Here is a 17,502-nt window from a genome sequence, read left to right as displayed (position 1 = left end):
TCATCTTTTATGTAATTACAAAAGCCTTTTAACTATGGACATGTTAAGTTGGATAGATTGGTCTATACTTGCTGTTACGCTCATTGCAATTGTGTCATACGGTACATGGCAAACGCGAGGCAGCAAAAATGTAAAGGATTATTTAAGAGGTGGAAACACCTCAAAATGGTGGACCATTGGTTTATCAGTAATGGCAACACAAGCAAGTGCTATTACATTTTTATCTACACCAGGACAAGCGTTTAACGACGGTATGGGTTTCGTGCAATTTTATTTTGGATTGCCTATAGCCATGATCGTGATATGCTTGGTATTTATTCCACTTTATCACCGCTTAAAAGTCTATACCGCTTATGAGTTTTTAGAAAACCGATTCGATTTAAAAACCAGAACCTTAGCGGCCATCTTATTTTTAATTCAGCGTGGTTTAGCAGCAGGAATCACCATTTTTGCGCCCGCCATTATCTTGTCTGTTGTTTTAGGTTGGAATTTACTCATACTCAATATTGTTATTGGCCTATTAGTCATTCTTTATACGGTATCTGGTGGCACCAGAGCTGTTAATGTAACGCAAAAACATCAAATGGTGGTTATTTTTATTGGTATGCTAGTTGCTTTCTTTTTAATAGTTGACAAACTACCACAAGATATCACCTTTACAAAAGCCTTGGAGATTGCTGGTGCAAGTGGTAAAATGGAAGTTTTAGATTTTTCGTTTAGCTTAAATAATCGTTACACCTTTTGGAGTGGTATTATTGGTGGTACGTTTTTAATGCTTTCTTATTTCGGGACAGACCAAAGTCAGGTACAACGTTACCTTTCTGGAAAATCTGTTAGAGAAATGCAACTTGGTTTAATTTTTAATGGCCTTTTAAAAATACCCATGCAGTTCTTTATTTTATTGGTTGGCGTTATGGTATTTGTCTTTTATCAGTTTAACGAAGCACCTGTAAATTTTAATCCTACAGCAACAGAGGTGGTTTTAAATTCTGAATATGCTGAAGACTATAAAAAACTACAAGAAGAGCAACTACAAATTTTTAGAGATAAGCAAAAAATTATTGAGGCTTTCATAGAATCTGATAATCCAGATACTGCAAAATATATAACTGCTGCTAATGCTGCCAATGAGGAATTAAGGCAAGAAGCCAGAGTTTTAATAGATAAAGCAAGTGAACTTAATGATATTAAAGTAGAGAGTAATGATAAAGACTACGTATTTATTCATTTTATTCTGAATAATCTCCCACGTGGTTTAATTGGCTTATTATTAGCCGTTATTTTAAGCGCTGCTATGTCTAGTACTGCAAGTGAATTAAATGCTTTGGGGTCTACAACAACTATTGATTTATACATCCGAAATACTGGAGAAAAAACAGAAGAAGAAAAAGTAAAAGCCTCACGCTGGTTTACTTTTTTATGGGGTATTATGGCTATTGGTGTAGCTTGTGTTGCTAATCTTGCTGAAAATTTAATTCAATTGGTAAATATTATTGGTTCTATTTTTTACGGTAATGTTTTAGGGATTTTCTTATTGGCCTTCTTCTTTAAGTTTGTAAAAGGTAACGCCGTATTTATTGCTGCACTAATTACTCAAGTACTTGTTATTACACTGTATTTTTTAAACGAGTTTGAATATATTAACCTACCATTTTTATGGTTGAATTTTGTTGGCTGTATTATTGTTATTACAGTCGCTTTAGGTATAGATTTCAAAAGAATTTCAAAAACCGACAGAAGTATTCTGGGTTTGCTAATTTTTATTCTACTCTACCTCAGTTATTTAATATTAAGAAATTCTAATTTGATTTAGTTAAATGATTACAAACAAAACCATAAACTGGGGCATTATTGGCCTCGGTAACATCGCACACAAATTTGCAACAGATTTATTAACTATTGGAGATGCTAAACTCTATGCTGTAGCCTCTAGAAATCAAGACAAAGCAGATGCATTTGCTTTGAAATATAATGCGCCAAAGGCGTTTGATAGTTATGAGGCTTTGGCACAAGACCCCAACATAGATGCTGTTTATATTGCTACACCACACGCTTTACATAAAGAAAACACGCTACTCTGTTTACAAAATGGTATTGCTGTACTATGCGAAAAGCCTTTTGCTATGGACGCAGAAGAAGTTGCAGAAATGATTGCAGTAGCAAAAGCAAATAATGTATTGCTTATGGAAGCACTTTGGACGTACTTTTTACCACACTATCAATATGTTTTGAAAGCTTTAAATGAAAACAAATTTGGTAAGCTGATAAAGCTTGAAGCTGACTTTGGGTTTTACCGTGCTTTTGATGATTCGCATAGATTATTCAATAAATCCTTAGGCGGTGGAAGTTTATTAGACATTGGCATCTACCCCATTTTTGTTACCCTATCTACGTTGGGAATTCCGAAACATATTGAAGCAGAAGCTACTTATTTTGAAAACGGTGCAGACGCTTCTTGTGATATGGTTTTTGAATATGATAACGCGGTTAAAGCGTACTTAAAAAGCTCGCTTATTGAAGATACGCCTACGGAAGCTATTTTCTATTGCGAAAACGGTGTTATTAAAATTAATAGCATGTTTCATGCGCCTGCAACGGTAACACTTATTTTAAATTCAGGGGATTCGGAAACTTTAGATTTTGGTTACAGCACGATTGGCTATAACTACGAAGCTATACATTTTAACAAACTACTAAAAGCAGGAAAAACTGAAAGTGATGTAATGACTTTTGGGTTTAGCGAACAACTAATAAAGATTCTAGACACTGTTAGAAACCAAATAAACCTGAGTTATTAATTTATAAAAACAACCTTGGCAAACAAGCGCGTTAGGGATAGCAGAGGAAATCCTTTTTAAAGATATTGACGAACTATAAATTTAGGTTTGGAAACTAGATTATACAGATTGCAACATCGCTCGCTACTCGCAATGACGTTTTAAAAAGATTATAACGGATAGCCCGACCCCTTGTGGGTAACGCCAAAATAAAAAAGCGCAACCATTAATGATTACGCTTTTCTATATGTTTATGAAGGTTATTTTACATAGCGCCCCATTCTTTTAATACTTTCTCGTTCTTTCTAATGTAAGCATCATATTTTGCTTCTTTTGCAAGTGCTAAAGATGACTTTGCAGCAGCAATAGCGCCTTTTTTATCTCCCGACTTAGCATGAATTAAAGCTTGTTGATGTATCCACCAAAACTTAGGCTTCGCTTTAGACATATCTACAGCTTTATCAATCCACTTAACGGCTTGGTCAATATTACCATCAGACTCTAAGTTGTAAACAGCCGCCGCATAATAATCGGCACCAGAAGGCCCATTCATAACCTTCTTAATATTAGCATTTACCTTAGCATCTGTTGGCACTGTAAAAGGGACAGCAGCATAAGATTTCTCCCAAATTAACTCTAAAACAGCACTATCATTTTTAATATTGTTAATATCAATAGCAAACGTTTCTACGTTAAACGGAACCTCTTCAACATCCACCTTAGCCGTAGCAACTACTTTACTATCATCCCATTTTTCTGGTGAAGGTGTTCCCCAGTTATTAGTATCGTTATAGAACATAACATCCCATTGTTTTGCCGAGTTTAGCTTTGTAAAAATAGCGTAAGATCCAGCTTTAACATCCTGTCCAGCAATTTTAACATCGTCGCTAAAAGTAATAACTGTGTTTTTATTAGCACCCGTTCTCCAAATGGTTCCAAAAGGCTCTAGGCCACCAAATATTTTACGTCCTTTTACCCCTGGTCTTGAATACTCAATAGTTATATCTGTTAACCCCACTTTTTGCTCTAATTTAGCTTTAGGGCTTGGTTGTGGAGTTTCTATTTGTGCATTTACGGTATATGTCATCGCAAAAGCAATACAAAGTAATAGTAATTTTTTCATGTTAGTAGTTATTAATTATTAGGTTTTTAAGACCTTAAAATTAACCATTCTGAAACGGGTTATTGTTAACAAAAGCTTAAAATAAGAGGTTGTATCTTTGTACAAAATTAATTTGGGCGTTACCGCAAGGGTCGGGCTTTACGCTATATCTTTTTTGCTTTTAATGGCAAAAAAGGATGTCGCTGCAATCCCTAACGCAAATTCGTCTTGATTTAACTAATAGTTATGAAACAATACATCTCCGAAACATTAGGCACATTCACTATGATATTCTGTGGCTGTGGAGCCATGACCATTAACGAAATAACCAGTGGAAGTATTTCTCACGTAGGTGTTGCCACAACTTGGGGGCTTATAGTCATGGCCATGATTTATGCCTTTGGTGAAATATCAGGAGCACATTTTAATCCAGCAGTTACTATAGGTTTTGCCTTTGCAAAAAAATTTCCTTTAAATAAAGTACCCAAATATATTTTAGCACAAACTATAGGTGCTGTTTTTGCAATTTTCTTATTGTGGTTTCTCTTTCCTGAAAGTCAGTTTTTAGGAGAAACTACTCCTGCAGAAGGTTTTCCTGCCTATAAAGCTGCTATTTTAGAGTTCTTATTAACCTTCTTTTTAATGGTGGTGATTATTAATGTTTCTACTGGAAGTAAAGAAATAGGCACCATGGCAGCCATTGCCGTAGGTGGTGTAATTCTCTTGGAAGCTATGTTTGCAGGCCCCATGACAAAAGCATCTATGAATCCTGTACGCTCTTTCGCTCCTGCTCTTTTTACCGGAAATTTTCAGTATTTATGGTTGTACATTACTGCACCAATTTTGGGCGCTATTGCCGCTGTTTCTAGTTGTAAATTGGTTAAGGATGAGCAATGTTGCTAGATTTTGAACATACTTTCCTAGGATAAAGCACCCCTAAAGTCCCCTCAAGGGGACATCACTCATACTCTTTAAACAAACTGTTTTTCAAAAGAAATCTACAATTTCAAAAAAAATATATTGCAAAGCATACTAAATATTAGATCTTAACTTTTGCGTTTGAGTTAGCATATGTCCCCTTGAGGGGACTTTAGGGGTGTAAAATTCTTATTCATTTTTTAGAAAAAGTTTATCTTTCAAAAATGAAAAACAAAATCATTCCATACAATCCAAAACTAAAAGAACGCGCTAGACAATTAAGAAAAAACAGCACGCTTCCAGAAGTACTTTTATGGCAAAAAATCAAGCAATGAGCATTTGGTGTTCAGTTTCATAGACAAGTTCCTATGCTAAATTATATTGTTGATTTCTATTGTCATGAAATACAATTAGCTATTGAAATTGATGGACAGAGTCATGATTTCAATGATGTGTATGATTTAAAAAGACAAGATGAGATAGAGGCTTATGGTGTCACGTTTTTAAGATTTTCAAATGAAGATATAAAGAATAATATGTTTAGTGTTTTGCTAGTTATTGAGCAGACTTGCGAAAAATTATTAAATCTATAGTCAATACACCCCTAAAGTCCCCTCAAGGGGACATCACTCATACTCTTTAAAAAACCATCTCTTTCTATTAATTTTTAACCGTAAACACTTTTTTAACAAAACCCTTTCCTTTTCCAGTAAGCTAGTGTCCCCTTGAGGGGACCACAGGGGTGTACATAAATTAGTATTTTTTCAAACCAAAATTTAATTTTGTTTAACTTTTTTTATTATTAGTTAAACATTTTGTATCTTTACCATAAATAAATCAATTATGGCAAAGAAAAAAAACATTTCAAAAAACGATATCATCACTTGGTACATGGATTATGTACTAGAGCATGATGAGAACCCAAAAACTGTTTTTGCATTTGCTAAGCAGCACAAGTTTGAAGAAGCTTTATTCTATAAATATTTTGCTTCTTTTGAAGCCATAGAAAAAGGCATTTTTGAAGCTTTTTTTACAAATTCTGTTAACATTCTGTATAAAAACGAGGATTATAAAATTTTTGACGCTAGAAACAAATTATTGAGCTTCTATTACACATTTTTTGAAAATCTTACTGCAAATAGGAGTTATGTAAAGCATGTTTTAGATAAATATAAAAACGATTTAAAAGGTTTAAAAATTCTTTCTAACTTAAAAACACACTTTACCATATACATTAGTGAACTAGGAATCCAAATGCTGGATATAAAACAAGAACAACTAGAGAAAATTCAGGATAGAGCATTAAAAGAATCAGCATGGTTACAATTGCTATTAACTATGAAGTTTTGGTTGGATGATACTTCTGCTTCTTTCGAAAAGACAGATATTTTTATCGAAAAATCAGTCAATACGACTTTTGATGTTTTAGACATAGCCCCAGTAAAAAGTGTTTTAGACCTTGGAAAATTTTTATTTAAGGAAAAATTCCACATGAATTAAGATAAAGAAAATGAAGACTATAGATAACATACCTACATCAAAAATTCAAAGAGCTACAAAGCTAGTATCTACCGGAGCAAAAGTTGGCGTGAACTATTTAAAGTATTATGGCGACAAACTAGTAAATGATGAAGTGGTAGCCAAAGAACGCTTAAACAAAAACAATGCTACAGATATTTATGACGGATTGAAACAACTTAAGGGAAGTGCCCTTAAAGTAGCACAAATGCTAAGTATGGAAAAAAGTATTTTACCACAAGCTTACGTGGAAAAATTCTCTTTAGCACAGTTTTCTGTACCGCCATTATCGCCACCACTGGTTATAAAAACATTTAAAAAATATTTTGGAAAACACCCTAATGAACTGTTTGATACTTTTAATGCAACTTCTGTAAATGCTGCAAGCATCGGTCAGGTGCATGTTGCCTTTAAGAATGGGAAAAAACTTGCTGTGAAAATCCAATATCCAGGAGTTGCAGAGAGTATCGCTTCAGATTTAGCTATGGTTAAGCCTGTAGCTATGAGCATGTTTAATATCAAAGGGAAAGATTCTGATAAATATTTTAAGGAAGTTGAATATAAATTGATTGAGGAAACCAATTATGTTTTAGAAGTAGAACAGAGCAAAGAAATTGCTAATGCCTGCTCGCACATTCCTAACCTTAGGTTTCCTAAATATTACGAGGATTTATCTTCTGAACGTATCATCACTATGGATTATATGGAAGGTGAACACCTTTCGGAATTTACAGGGCATAATAGAGACCAACATAAAGCTTATAAATTAGGACAAGCCCTTTGGGATTTTTACATGTATCAAATTCATAACTTAAAGAAAGTACATGCAGACCCACATCCTGGGAATTTCCTAATTTCTAAAAAAGGAGAATTAATAGCGCTTGATTTCGGGTGTATGAAATCTATCCCTCAGGAATTTTATACACCTTATTTTGAGCTTGCCTTACCTGAAAATATTACTAATAGAGATTATTTTGTTTCAAAACTCTATGAACTTGAAATTTTAAGAGAAGATGACTCTAAAGAAGAGATCTCTTTCTTTACAGAAATGTTTCATGAAATGCTAAGCTTGTTTACACAACCCTTTCATCAAGACCGTTTTGATTTTTCAGATGAATCATTTTTTGGGAAAATTGCGGAATTGGGTGAACGCTATTCTAAAAGTACCGACTTGAAAAAAATGAATGGCAATCGCGGATCTAAACATTTCATTTACATCAACAGAACCTTTTTTGGTCTTTACAACTTAATGTTTGATCTAAAAGCTCAAAATATCAAAATTAACAATTATCTAAGCCTAGTATAAAATGAAATATTTTAGTGAATCAGATATTGAAAATTTAGACCACATCTATAAAATAAATTTGATGAATAGTTGTTCTGGTTACAAATCTGCTAACCTGATTGGTTCCATTTCAAAAGATGGCGTAGAAAATGTAGCTGTGTTTAGTTCTGTAACTCATATTGGTTCGAGTCCTGCAATGTTAGGTTTTTTTTTGCGACCAACAACCGTAATTAGAAACACTTATGAAAATTTAAAAGCTACTGGTGTTTACACCATCAATCACATACACGATAATATTAAGGAAGATGCTCATCATACCTCAGCAAAATATGATAGTTCAATTTCAGAATTTGAAGTCACAAACCTAAAAGCTGAATATAAAGCAGGAGTTGCAGCTCCGTTTGTAAAAGATGCGCCCATTCAATTAGCAATGCAATATGTTGAAGAGTACCTAATACAAGCTAATAATACCATTTTAGTTATTGGAAAAGTGATTGGATTGTATGTTGATAACAAACTTATTGAAAATGACGGATTTATTAACCTACCTAAAGGCAAAGTTGCAGCTATAAACGGTTTGGATGGGTATGTAGTACCAGAAAGCAAAACACGCTTTGGATACCAAAGACCAAAAACTTTAGCTGAGTTATCATGAAAATTCTCGTAACAGGAGCAACAGGCTACATAGGCAAACGCCTTATCCCCTTTTTATTAAATCAAGGGCATACTGTTATTTGTGTTGTTAGAGATAGATTGAGAGCTGATAAAAGCTACACTGAAGATGAAAACGTGTATGTTATAGAGGCCGATTTTTTAAAGCCTGAAACACTAAAAAATATACCTAAAAGTATTGATGCAGCTTATTACCTTATACATTCCATGTCTAACTCTTCAAAGAACTTTGAATCTTTAGAAGAAAGATGTGCAGTAAACTTCAAAAAATATATAGAAACCACCGATGTTAATCAGGTTATCTATTTAAGTGGTATCACTAATGAAGATAAACTTTCTAAACATCTTCGTTCAAGAAAAAACGTAGAAGGTATATTAGTTTCAGAGCAATATGCATTAACTATCTTTAAAGCAGGAATTATAGTAGGTTCGGGAAGTTCTTCATTTGAAATTATAAGGGATTTAGTTGAAAAGCTCCCCTTCATGATAGCGCCAAAATGGTTAAATACCAAAACACAACCATTAGCTGTTAGAGATGTTTTAGCATTTTTATCCAGAGCTGTTGGTAACGAAGCTGTTTACAATAAAAGTTTTGATGTTTTTGGTCCAGAAACAATAACATACAGAGAAATGTTGTTACAATTTGCTGAGGTGCGTGGATTGAAACGTTATATTTTAACAGTACCTGTTATGACACCAAAATTATCATCATACTGGTTGTATTTTGTAACTTCAACATCTTATAAATTAGCAACATCGCTTGTGGCTAGCATGGGAGTTCAAATTATTGGTAAGTCTAGTGATATTAATCAAATTTTAGATGTAACACCCATAACATATAAAGAAGCTGTATCATTAGCGTTCGAAAAAATTGAGCAAAATAGTATTGTTTCTAGCTGGAAAGATTCCATGATAAGTAGCGGACGATTGGGAAAACAATTACATAAATATGTGAACGTACCAAAATTTGGATGCTTTAAAGACTACAAGGAACGTTACATAGTTGACACCAATGAAACCATAGAAAAAATATGGAGTATTGGTGGTAAAAATGGTTGGTACTACGGAACTATACTTTGGCGTGTTAGAGGTTATATAGACAAACTTTTTGGAGGGATTGGTTTAAGACGTGGGCGCACTAGCCCAACTGAATTGGATGCAGGAGATGCTCTAGATTTTTGGCGTGTGATTTTTGCAGACAAAAACAAGAAAAAACTTTTACTCTATGCAGAAATGCGCTTACCTGGAGAGGCTTGGTTGGAGTTTAAAATTGAAGATCATAAACTAAAACAAACCGCAACATTTAGACCCAGAGGATTATGGGGACGCATATATTGGTACAGCGTTTTACCTTTTCATGGTTTTATATTTTCTGGAATGATTAATAAATTAGTTGAAGTTGAGTCACAAAAAGCCACACTTACCACAGAAAATCTGTAAAACTTGCAATTTACCCTTTTCATGGAGAAAGAAATGGGAAAACAATTGGAATAGCGTTAAATATTGTAGCGAAAGATGCAGGAGAAAAAAAGTAACATTGGTTTAGTTTGGTTTAGAAACGATTTACGCGTTAATGATAACACGGTTTTAAATAAAGCCGCAAAGTACCACAAACATATTATTGCAGTTTATTGTTTTGATCCAAGACATTTTCAAGTTAACAATTTTGGATTCAAAAAAACTGAAAAATTTAGAGCAAAATTTTTAATTGAAACTGTTAACGATTTAAAACAAAATCTTAACAACTTAAATATTGAGCTATTTGTTTATAATAAAAAACCAGAACACGCCATTCCAAGACTTGTAGAGCAATTCAATATTAAATCTATTTATCTTCAGAAAGAATGGACAAGTGAGGAAGTTGAAGTTTTAGTGGCTTTAAAACAGAATAATCCTGAAAACATATCATTCCATGAATACTACAATCAATTTCTTTTTCATCCAGAAGATATTGATATGGACTTTCAAAAAATCCCTCAGGTATTCACCAATTTCAGGAAAAAAGTTGAAAAGTATAGTACAATAAGGACAACGGATTATTCAATAACTCCAGAAGCTATCAAAACAATTTCTAATACCACTAAAATTCCAACACTTAGAAGTTTAGGTTTTGAAGATTTCAATACCCATCCCAATTCTGCCTTTCCTTTTAAAGGAGGAGAAAATTCGGCTTTAAACCGTTTGGATGATTACTTCTTTCAAACTAAAAAATTAGGGTTTTACAAGAAAACAAGAAATGGTTTAATTGGTAAAAACTATAGCTCTAAATTTTCTTCTTGGTTAGCAAACGGTAGTATTTCACCAAGAACTATCTATTGGTCTATTAAACAATTTGAAAGAGAGCATTATAAAAATCAATCGACATATTGGTTAATTTTTGAATTGATATGGAGAGATTACTTTAAATACGTATCATTAAAATACGGAAATAACATCTTCAAAATTAGTGGTATTCTTAAAAAAGATTATCCATGGAAAACTGATGAAATTTTAATTAACAAATGGATTGAAGGTGAAACTAAATCAGCATTTGTAAACGCTAACATACTAGAACTAAAACATACAGGATGGATGAGTAATAGAGGTAGGCAAAACGTGGCGTCATTTTTTTCAAAAAACATGTTACTAGATTGGAGAATTGGTGCAGCCTATTTTGAATCGCTACTGATAGACTTCGATGTGCATAGTAATTATGGCAATTGGATGTATGTTTCTGGTGTTGGTAACGATCCTCGAAACAGAAAATTTAACGTGGATTTACAAGCAAAACGCTATGATGCCAATAATAAATTTCAAAATTTATGGTTGCAACCTACACTATTTTAAATGAAAACATTAAGACTCATATTAGGCGATCAGCTCAACATAAAACACTCGTGGTTTAAGCAAACTAACGATAACGTTTTGTATTGTATGTTTGAAATGCGCCAAGAAACAGACTATGCAAAACACCATATCCAAAAAATAATTGGTTTTTTTGCTGCAATGCGCCAGTTTCATCAAGATTTAAAATCTCAAGGCCATCAACTTACTTATTACAAAATCAATGATTCCAAAAACACACAAAACCTAACAGAAAATCTTTCGCAGTTAATAGAAAAACATAGCATTGAACATTTTGAGTATATCCTTCCTGATGAATATCGATTAGATGAGCAATTAAAAACCTTTTGTGATAATTTTCAAATTTCAGCAAAAGCAATTACAGCAGAACATTTTTATACCGAAAGAGACGATTTAAAAACCTTCTTCAAAGGAAAAAAGCAATATCTCATGGAAAACTTCTACAGAGATATGCGCAAAAAACATGATATTTTAATGGTGGCTAACCAACCTGAAGGCGGCAAATGGAACTATGATAAAAGCAACAGAAACAAATGGAAAGGTGATGTAGAAATCCCAAACTACAAGCTTTTTAAAAATAATGTATCTGAAATTGTAAAAGATATTGAAAATGCCAAAATAGAAACTATAGGCAAGTTTGAAATCAAAACATTCTCCTACCCTATTTCTAGAATACAGACCTTAGAACAACTCAAATATTTTTGTAAACATTTGCTTATTCATTTTGGTGATTATCAAGATGCAATGCATACAGATGAGGAGTATTTGTTTCATTCACGATTATCTTTTGCCATGAACTTAAAGTTGATTTCTCCAAAAGATATTGTAAAAACCGTGATGAACTATTACAGAAAACACGGAGCACATATTGAAATATCCCAAGTGGAAGGTTTCATTCGCCAAATTATAGGATGGCGAGAATATATGCGAGGGATGTATTGGGCATTTATGCCAGAATATAAAAGTTTAAACGCACTGGATAATCAAAACAAACTACCAGAATTCTTTTGGACAGGTAATACCAAAATGAATTGTTTAAAACACACCATTACAAACTCGTTAGATAATAGTTATGCCCACCACATACAACGACTAATGATTACCGGGAATTATGCGCTACTAACGCTAACCAATCCTGATGCAGTTGATGCATGGTATTTGGGTATTTATATTGATGCCGTAGAATGGGTGCAGCTTACTAATACTAGAGGAATGAGTCAGTTTGCTGATGGTGGTAAAATAGCAACTAAGCCTTATGTATCTTCAGGTTCCTACATCAACAAAATGAGCAATTACTGTTCCAGTTGTCATTACAACAAAAGTAAAAAAACCGAAGAAGAGGCTTGTCCGTTTAATAGTTTGTATTGGAATTTCCTTGCCGAAAAGCGCGAGTATTTAGGAAATAATTTCAGAATGGGTATGATGTATAGCTTACTTGATAAAATGGATCAGGGTCAGCTACAAAAATTAAAAAAACGCGCACAACATATAATTGCAAATCAAGATGAATACTAAGCCTCAAGTAAATGTAGTGTGGTTGAAACGCGATTTGCGTTTACACGATAACGAAGCTATTTTTAATGCATTAAAAGCCGGAAAACAAGTATTGTTACTATATAGCTTCGAGCCACTTTTGATGGAAGATTCACATTATAGCGAACGTCATTGGAATTTTATAAGAGAGTCCCTTGTAGATTTAAACGATGAACTTCAGCACTATAATTCTAAAGTGCTTGTGGTACAATCTGATATTATTGCAGCGATAAACCAATTACAATCAGATTTTCGTATTTCGGATATTTATTCTCACCAAGAAACAGGCATTCTTGTGACTTACGAACGCGATAAAAACTTCAAACGCTTTTGTAAAAACAATTTGATTAACTGGCATGAAAATATCAATAACGGAGTTATTCGGGGTTTAAAAGATAGAGAAAGCTGGAACGAAAAAGTAGATGCATTTTATGCCATTGAGCCACTCCCCTTTCAGCCAAAGGATAACCAATTGGTTTCAGTTAAAGTCATAAACCAGATAGAGCACAACTTAAACATACCAAGTTTAACTACTCCTAAATTCTCAGCTTTTCAAAAAGGAGGACGTTCTGTTGGAAAAAAATATCTCAAATCTTTTTTTTCAGAGCGCTATGGTAATTACATGCTGAATATCTCAAAACCAGAATTAGCAAGAACAAGTTGTAGTAGAATTTCACCATACATTGCTTGGGGAAATCTATCTGTTAGAGAAGTATATCATGAGGCTTATCATTTAAAAGAAACTTCAAAACACAAGAAAGCTTTAGAAGCATTTATGTCTAGATTACGCTGGCAAACTCATTTTATTCAAAAATTTGAAATGGAACATACCATGGAAGAAGCAAGTGTAAACAAAGGATTCCATAGACTAAAAAAAAGTATCTCAAAAACATATCAAACCGCATGGGAAACTGGAAATACAGGATATCCGCTAGTGGATGCATGTATGCGATGTTTAAACGAAACAGGCTATTTAAATTTTAGAATGCGTGCCTTAGTGGTTTCATTTTTTACACATAACCTATGGCAACCATGGCAAGAAGCTACTACACATCTGTCTCAGATGTTTTTAGATTTTGAACCTGGTATACATTTCCCACAATTACAAATGCAAGCAGGAGAGACAGGTACAAATATGCTACGCATTTATAATCCAGTAAAAAATAGTTTAGAACACGACCCTGAAGCTTCATTTATAAAAAAATGGGTACCAGAATTAGAATTACTAGACACGCCATTTATACACCAACCCTATTTAATGACAGAAATGGACCAACAGTTCTGTAACTTTAAACTAGGAAAAGACTATCCAAAACCAATTGTAGATTTAGAAACTTCACGTAAAAAAGCAAGTGATACACTTTGGAAACTCAGAAATGACAAAACTGTGCTAGAGGAAAGTAAAAGAATTCTCAGGAAACACACCCTTAAAAAAAGGTTTTAACAACAATAAAATACTGAAAGTCAAATATTTATAACTTAAATAAATTTTATCAATAGTTTGATATCTTTTTTTGTTTAACTTTTTTATTTAAATGTTAAACATTTTGTATATTTGGAATAAGAAAGAGTAAAATGATTCTAGATACTACATATCATAATAAAGAGCACAAACAACTTTTATACAATTTGGTTGGTAGATCTTTTACGCTTTTAGAATCATTAAAAATGAAAGGGATTGGATCAAAACGAATGATTGTTGGTGAAGTAAGTCCGAATATGAATCGTTACACGAATATAGTATCAGATATCAATTATGCTAATATTGAACTCAGAAAAAATGGGATTTTAATTTTTATCAACAAGGGGCTTAAAAATTTTACTTGGGCTATTCCATATTACCAACTGGTTATTTACAAAACAAATGGTACTAGCATTCATGCACAAGGGAAATTTATTCACTTTAAAAACAATAAAACTTTTAAAGAAAACAAACGCTTTTTTGAGAAAATGTTAGATGAAAAGATAAAATTTGATGAACAATATAACTTTCAAAATATATGACAATATATGACATTGATAGAGTTATAGAAATGGCTTGGGAAGATAGAACAACTTTTGAAGCTATTCAATTTCAATTTGGATTGAAAGAACAAGATGTTATTGAATTAATGAGAAGAGAGTTGAAACCGAGTAGTTTCAAATTATGGAGAAAACGTGTTCAAGGTCGATTTACAAAACATGAAAAATTGAGATCATTTGACAAAGGCCGCTTTAAATGTAGCCGACAAAAACAAATTACACACAACAAAATTTCAAAACGTTAACGTGCTTTGATTAATTAAATATTTAAGACAGCACACAAAAAAAATATTATGCAATTAGAAAAATTAAAGACAAACGGACACAAATTGAATGGCTTTTCTTTGGAAGATATTGGAGATGATCACCTTTATACGGGTTTAGAAACTCCAATGCGAAAAGACGCCTTTAAGCTAACAGATTCTGAAAAGAAAGAACGCATTGCAATTTTATTTGAAGAAATCATGGAGGTAATGGGGTTAGATTTAACTGACGACTCACTACAAGGCACACCAAAACGTGTGGCTAAAATGTATATTGATGAGATATTCTCAGGATTAAATCCAAATAACAAACCTAAAGTAGCCTTGTTTGATAATAAATATCAATACAAGCAAATGTTGGTAGAAAAAAACATTACGTTTTATTCTAACTGTGAGCACCATTTTGTGCCAATTATAGGAAAAGCCCATGTAGCTTACATATCATCTGGTAAAGTCATTGGTCTATCAAAACTTAATAGAATTGTACAATATTATGCAAAACGTCCGCAAGTTCAAGAACGTTTAACAAATCAAATAGCAAACGAATTAAAAACAATTCTAGATACTGAAGATGTAGCTGTGATTATTGATGCTAAACACCTTTGCGTATCTTCTAGAGGTATAAAAGATGATACCTCATCGACGGTTACCGCATATTATGGCGGAGAATTTAATACTTCAGAAAAAATTACAGAACTACAAAATTATTTAAACGGGTAATATTATGGAAATTGAATTAATCAATAAAGCTTTAGAATTTGAGCAAAGAAAAATGAGATCATTGTCTACAAGTGACCGTGTTAAACTATCTAGAGAAGCAAAAGCCTTAATCTTAGACCTTAATCAGATTTATAAGGTAAAAAAAGATGATAAAATTATGGATATCATGAAACGTTTAACCGTCATAAAAAGAAAAGTTGAAAAGCGGTTGAAAATGCGTCTCTAATGATATTGTTATCAAAAACAGGAGGTTAAAAACCCTAAATATTAAATTTTACCTAATATTTAGGGTTAAAAATAGGTAATCTTCCATATTTTATTATATTGCGAAAATGTGCAAATAATAGTGCATTTATATCAAATATAGTAAGAATAAAAATTTATGGAGATTATTGACAAAGCTTTAGAGTTCGAACAACGTAGACACACTTTTAAAACAACAAGTGAACGTATCGAATCATCTAGAGAAGTAAAAAGTTTAATATTAGGCTTAAACGACATCTACAAAGTAGAAAAAGATCCTGAAATTATGGATTTGATGAAGCGTTTAACCGTCATTAAACAAAAAATAGAAAAAAGGCTAAAGGGCAGGCCATAAAACTTAATGCCCTGAAACCCATGAAAACAATAATTGTAGTTGGTGGTAGTAAGGGCATTGGAAAAGCTTTAGTTGAAAAACTGTTAGCCCACTCAAAAGTTATAAACTTTAGTAGAAGTATACCAGAAACGTCGCATAGCAATTTGACTCACCACCAATGCGATGTTACACAAGATGAATTACCAGATATTGAAACAGCAGACGGATTAGTTTACTGCCCAGGTAGCATTAATTTAAAACCCATCTCACGTTTAACTATTGATGATTTTAAAAATGATTTTGAAATCAATGTGCTTGGAGCTGTAAAGGTAATTCAGAGATATCTTCCTATTTTAAAAAATGGAAACCATCCATCTATAGTTTTATTTAGTACAGTTGCTGCCAAATTAGGAATGCCCTATCATGCTAGTATAGCGGTAGCTAAATCAGGTGTGGAAGGGTTAGTCAAATCTTTGGGTGCAGAACTTGCTCCTACATTTCGCATAAATGCCATTGCACCAACGGTTACGGATACTGATTTAGCATCTAAACTCCTCCGTAATGATAAAATGATAGAAAATATAACCGAACGTCACCCTCTTAAAAAATTTCTATCACCAGAAGAAGTTGCAGATATGGCTGAGTTTTTATTGTCAAAAAAATCATCATCTATCTCAGGTCAGGTTTTTGAGATGGACTGCGGCATTGTAAGCTTTAAAATTTAAGCTATGAATATATTAAAAACATTTGTTGCTACGCTTGGTTCAAATTCCGTTAAAAAGAAAATGAATATAAACTCCATTTATGAAATAAAAATAAATACACTTTACGGACAACCAATAGACCTATCCAAATTTAAAGGAAAGCATCTACTATTCGTAAATGTTGCATCCAAATGCGGTTTTACACCTCAATACAAAAAACTACAAGATTTACATGAGCAATATGAAGATAAACTTCAAGTTATAGGTGTGCCCTGTAATCAATTTGGAAATCAAGAACCCGGAGATGCTGAATCCATTACTGAATTTTGTAAAATTAATTACGGAGTATCCTTTTTAATTACTGAAAAAATAAAAGTAAAAGGAAATCAGATGCATCCATTATACCTGTGGCTAACCCAAAAGGTTAATAATGGTATTTCCAATTCGTCAGTGAAATGGAATTTTCAAAAATACTTAGTAGATAAAGATGGGATTTTGGTGGACTATTTTTTTTCTGCTACCAACCCTTTGAGTTCTAAAATCACAAAACACTTGAAATAAAATGCT

Annotated in this window: 19 protein-coding genes and 1 pseudogene; 19 read left to right on the top strand and 1 reads right to left on the bottom strand. The window is 32.9% G+C overall.

Going from position 1 to position 17,502, the window contains the following annotated elements; translation table 11 throughout:
- The first annotated feature begins 34 nt into the window (after positions 1-34).
- Both Q0772_RS10120 and Q0772_RS10115 read left to right on the top strand, forming a co-directional pair.
- Positions 35-1,813: a sodium:solute symporter gene (locus Q0772_RS10120; RefSeq protein ID WP_298343870.1), complete on the top strand. Its 1,779-nt coding sequence runs from the start codon at positions 35-37 to the stop codon at positions 1,811-1,813.
- A 4-nt stretch (positions 1,814-1,817) separates the two neighbouring features.
- On the top strand, positions 1,818-2,798 hold the full coding sequence (locus Q0772_RS10115) for a Gfo/Idh/MocA family oxidoreductase (protein WP_298343867.1): 981 nt from the start codon (positions 1,818-1,820) through the stop codon (positions 2,796-2,798).
- Positions 2,799-3,042: 244 nt separating this feature from the next.
- On the opposite strand, the gene Q0772_RS10110 is transcribed toward Q0772_RS10115, so the two are convergent.
- Positions 3,043-3,900 (bottom strand): DUF2911 domain-containing protein, encoded by an 858-nt coding sequence (locus tag Q0772_RS10110; RefSeq protein WP_298343864.1) that lies wholly within the window; start codon positions 3,898-3,900, stop codon positions 3,043-3,045.
- A 225-nt stretch (positions 3,901-4,125) separates the two neighbouring features.
- Between Q0772_RS10110 and Q0772_RS10105 the strand changes: the two genes are divergently transcribed.
- The 17 genes and pseudogenes from Q0772_RS10105 to Q0772_RS10025 all read left to right on the top strand — a co-directional run bounded on the left by Q0772_RS10105 (position 4,126) and on the right by Q0772_RS10025 (position 17,496).
- A complete protein-coding gene (locus tag Q0772_RS10105; RefSeq protein ID WP_298343861.1) occupies positions 4,126-4,782 on the top strand; it encodes an aquaporin in 657 nt (218 codons plus the stop codon).
- Between the two features lie 239 nt (positions 4,783-5,021).
- Positions 5,022-5,390, top strand: a pseudogene (locus tag Q0772_RS10100) (DUF559 domain-containing protein).
- A 250-nt stretch (positions 5,391-5,640) separates the two neighbouring features.
- Positions 5,641-6,297, top strand: coding sequence for a TetR family transcriptional regulator C-terminal domain-containing protein (locus Q0772_RS10095; RefSeq protein WP_298343858.1), 657 nt, complete (start codon positions 5,641-5,643; stop codon positions 6,295-6,297).
- Between the two features lie 10 nt (positions 6,298-6,307).
- Positions 6,308-7,621, top strand: coding sequence for an AarF/UbiB family protein (locus Q0772_RS10090; protein WP_298343855.1), 1,314 nt, complete (start codon positions 6,308-6,310; stop codon positions 7,619-7,621).
- 1 nt (position 7,622) lies between these two features.
- Positions 7,623-8,255, top strand: a complete 633-nt coding sequence (locus Q0772_RS10085) for a flavin reductase (RefSeq protein WP_298343852.1) — start codon at positions 7,623-7,625, stop codon at positions 8,253-8,255.
- Complete coding sequence (locus tag Q0772_RS10080) at positions 8,252-9,712, top strand: SDR family oxidoreductase (protein ID WP_298343849.1); 1,461 nt, start codon at positions 8,252-8,254, stop codon at positions 9,710-9,712. Before Q0772_RS10085 ends, Q0772_RS10080 begins: the two co-directional genes overlap by 4 nt.
- Positions 9,672-9,818: a DUF2256 domain-containing protein gene (locus Q0772_RS10075; RefSeq protein WP_298343846.1), complete on the top strand. Its 147-nt coding sequence runs from the start codon at positions 9,672-9,674 to the stop codon at positions 9,816-9,818. Before Q0772_RS10080 ends, Q0772_RS10075 begins: the two co-directional genes overlap by 41 nt.
- Positions 9,788-11,098, top strand: a complete 1,311-nt coding sequence (locus Q0772_RS10070; RefSeq protein WP_298343843.1) for a DASH family cryptochrome — start codon at positions 9,788-9,790, stop codon at positions 11,096-11,098. The genes Q0772_RS10075 and Q0772_RS10070 overlap by 31 nt, the downstream gene beginning before the upstream one ends.
- Positions 11,099-12,631 carry a cryptochrome/photolyase family protein gene (locus tag Q0772_RS10065; protein WP_298343840.1) on the top strand — a complete coding sequence of 511 codons (1,533 nt, stop codon included), beginning with the start codon at positions 11,099-11,101 and terminating at the stop codon, positions 12,629-12,631.
- Positions 12,621-14,093, top strand: a complete 1,473-nt coding sequence (locus Q0772_RS10060) for a deoxyribodipyrimidine photo-lyase (protein ID WP_298343837.1) — start codon at positions 12,621-12,623, stop codon at positions 14,091-14,093. The genes Q0772_RS10065 and Q0772_RS10060 overlap by 11 nt, the downstream gene beginning before the upstream one ends.
- A 131-nt stretch (positions 14,094-14,224) precedes the next feature.
- Positions 14,225-14,653 (top strand): hypothetical protein, encoded by a 429-nt coding sequence (locus tag Q0772_RS10055; RefSeq protein ID WP_298343834.1) that lies wholly within the window; start codon positions 14,225-14,227, stop codon positions 14,651-14,653.
- Positions 14,650-14,916, top strand: coding sequence for a TIGR03643 family protein (locus Q0772_RS10050; protein ID WP_298343831.1), 267 nt, complete (start codon positions 14,650-14,652; stop codon positions 14,914-14,916). Before Q0772_RS10055 ends, Q0772_RS10050 begins: the two co-directional genes overlap by 4 nt.
- A 48-nt stretch (positions 14,917-14,964) precedes the next feature.
- Positions 14,965-15,654, top strand: coding sequence for a GTP cyclohydrolase I FolE (folE, locus tag Q0772_RS10045; RefSeq protein ID WP_298343828.1), 690 nt, complete (start codon positions 14,965-14,967; stop codon positions 15,652-15,654).
- 10 nt (positions 15,655-15,664) lie between these two features.
- Complete coding sequence (locus tag Q0772_RS10040; RefSeq protein WP_298344632.1) at positions 15,665-15,880, top strand: hypothetical protein; 216 nt, start codon at positions 15,665-15,667, stop codon at positions 15,878-15,880.
- 156 nt (positions 15,881-16,036) lie between these two features.
- Positions 16,037-16,252 carry a hypothetical protein gene (locus Q0772_RS10035; protein WP_109353114.1) on the top strand — a complete coding sequence of 72 codons (216 nt, stop codon included), beginning with the start codon at positions 16,037-16,039 and terminating at the stop codon, positions 16,250-16,252.
- 20 nt (positions 16,253-16,272) lie between these two features.
- On the top strand, positions 16,273-16,956 hold the full coding sequence (locus Q0772_RS10030; RefSeq protein ID WP_298343821.1) for an SDR family oxidoreductase: 684 nt from the start codon (positions 16,273-16,275) through the stop codon (positions 16,954-16,956).
- 3 nt (positions 16,957-16,959) lie between these two features.
- Positions 16,960-17,496 (top strand): glutathione peroxidase, encoded by a 537-nt coding sequence (locus Q0772_RS10025; protein WP_298343819.1) that lies wholly within the window; start codon positions 16,960-16,962, stop codon positions 17,494-17,496.
- Positions 17,497-17,502: the final 6 nt, after the last annotated feature.

Origin of the sequence: uncultured Algibacter sp. (genome assembly GCF_947490405.1) — a bacterium.
GTDB lineage: Bacteria > Bacteroidota > Bacteroidia > Flavobacteriales > Flavobacteriaceae > Algibacter_B.
This window is presented reverse-complemented; position numbering and strand designations above follow the sequence as displayed.

What these genes read in the sequence shown, in the direction of transcription:
- Q0772_RS10120 (WP_298343870.1), top strand. Translation starts at nt 35, where the DNA reads ATGGACATGTTAAGTTGGATAGATTGGTCTATACTTGCTGTTACGCTC.
- Q0772_RS10115 (WP_298343867.1), top strand. Translation starts at nt 1,818, where the DNA reads ATGATTACAAACAAAACCATAAACTGGGGCATTATTGGCCTCGGTAAC.
- Q0772_RS10110 (WP_298343864.1), bottom strand. Translation starts at nt 3,900, where the DNA reads ATGAAAAAATTACTATTACTTTGTATTGCTTTTGCGATGACATATACC.
- Q0772_RS10105 (WP_298343861.1), top strand. Translation starts at nt 4,126, where the DNA reads ATGAAACAATACATCTCCGAAACATTAGGCACATTCACTATGATATTC.
- Q0772_RS10095 (WP_298343858.1), top strand. Translation starts at nt 5,641, where the DNA reads ATGGCAAAGAAAAAAAACATTTCAAAAAACGATATCATCACTTGGTAC.
- Q0772_RS10090 (WP_298343855.1), top strand. Translation starts at nt 6,308, where the DNA reads ATGAAGACTATAGATAACATACCTACATCAAAAATTCAAAGAGCTACA.
- Q0772_RS10085 (WP_298343852.1), top strand. Translation starts at nt 7,623, where the DNA reads ATGAAATATTTTAGTGAATCAGATATTGAAAATTTAGACCACATCTAT.
- Q0772_RS10080 (WP_298343849.1), top strand. Translation starts at nt 8,252, where the DNA reads ATGAAAATTCTCGTAACAGGAGCAACAGGCTACATAGGCAAACGCCTT.
- Q0772_RS10070 (WP_298343843.1), top strand. Translation starts at nt 9,788, where the DNA reads ATGCAGGAGAAAAAAAGTAACATTGGTTTAGTTTGGTTTAGAAACGAT.
- Q0772_RS10065 (WP_298343840.1), top strand. Translation starts at nt 11,099, where the DNA reads ATGAAAACATTAAGACTCATATTAGGCGATCAGCTCAACATAAAACAC.
- Q0772_RS10060 (WP_298343837.1), top strand. Translation starts at nt 12,621, where the DNA reads ATGAATACTAAGCCTCAAGTAAATGTAGTGTGGTTGAAACGCGATTTG.
- Q0772_RS10055 (WP_298343834.1), top strand. Translation starts at nt 14,225, where the DNA reads ATGATTCTAGATACTACATATCATAATAAAGAGCACAAACAACTTTTA.
- Q0772_RS10050 (WP_298343831.1), top strand. Translation starts at nt 14,650, where the DNA reads ATGACAATATATGACATTGATAGAGTTATAGAAATGGCTTGGGAAGAT.
- folE (WP_298343828.1), top strand. Translation starts at nt 14,965, where the DNA reads ATGCAATTAGAAAAATTAAAGACAAACGGACACAAATTGAATGGCTTT.
- Q0772_RS10035 (WP_109353114.1), top strand. Translation starts at nt 16,037, where the DNA reads ATGGAGATTATTGACAAAGCTTTAGAGTTCGAACAACGTAGACACACT.
- Q0772_RS10030 (WP_298343821.1), top strand. Translation starts at nt 16,273, where the DNA reads ATGAAAACAATAATTGTAGTTGGTGGTAGTAAGGGCATTGGAAAAGCT.
- Q0772_RS10025 (WP_298343819.1), top strand. Translation starts at nt 16,960, where the DNA reads ATGAATATATTAAAAACATTTGTTGCTACGCTTGGTTCAAATTCCGTT.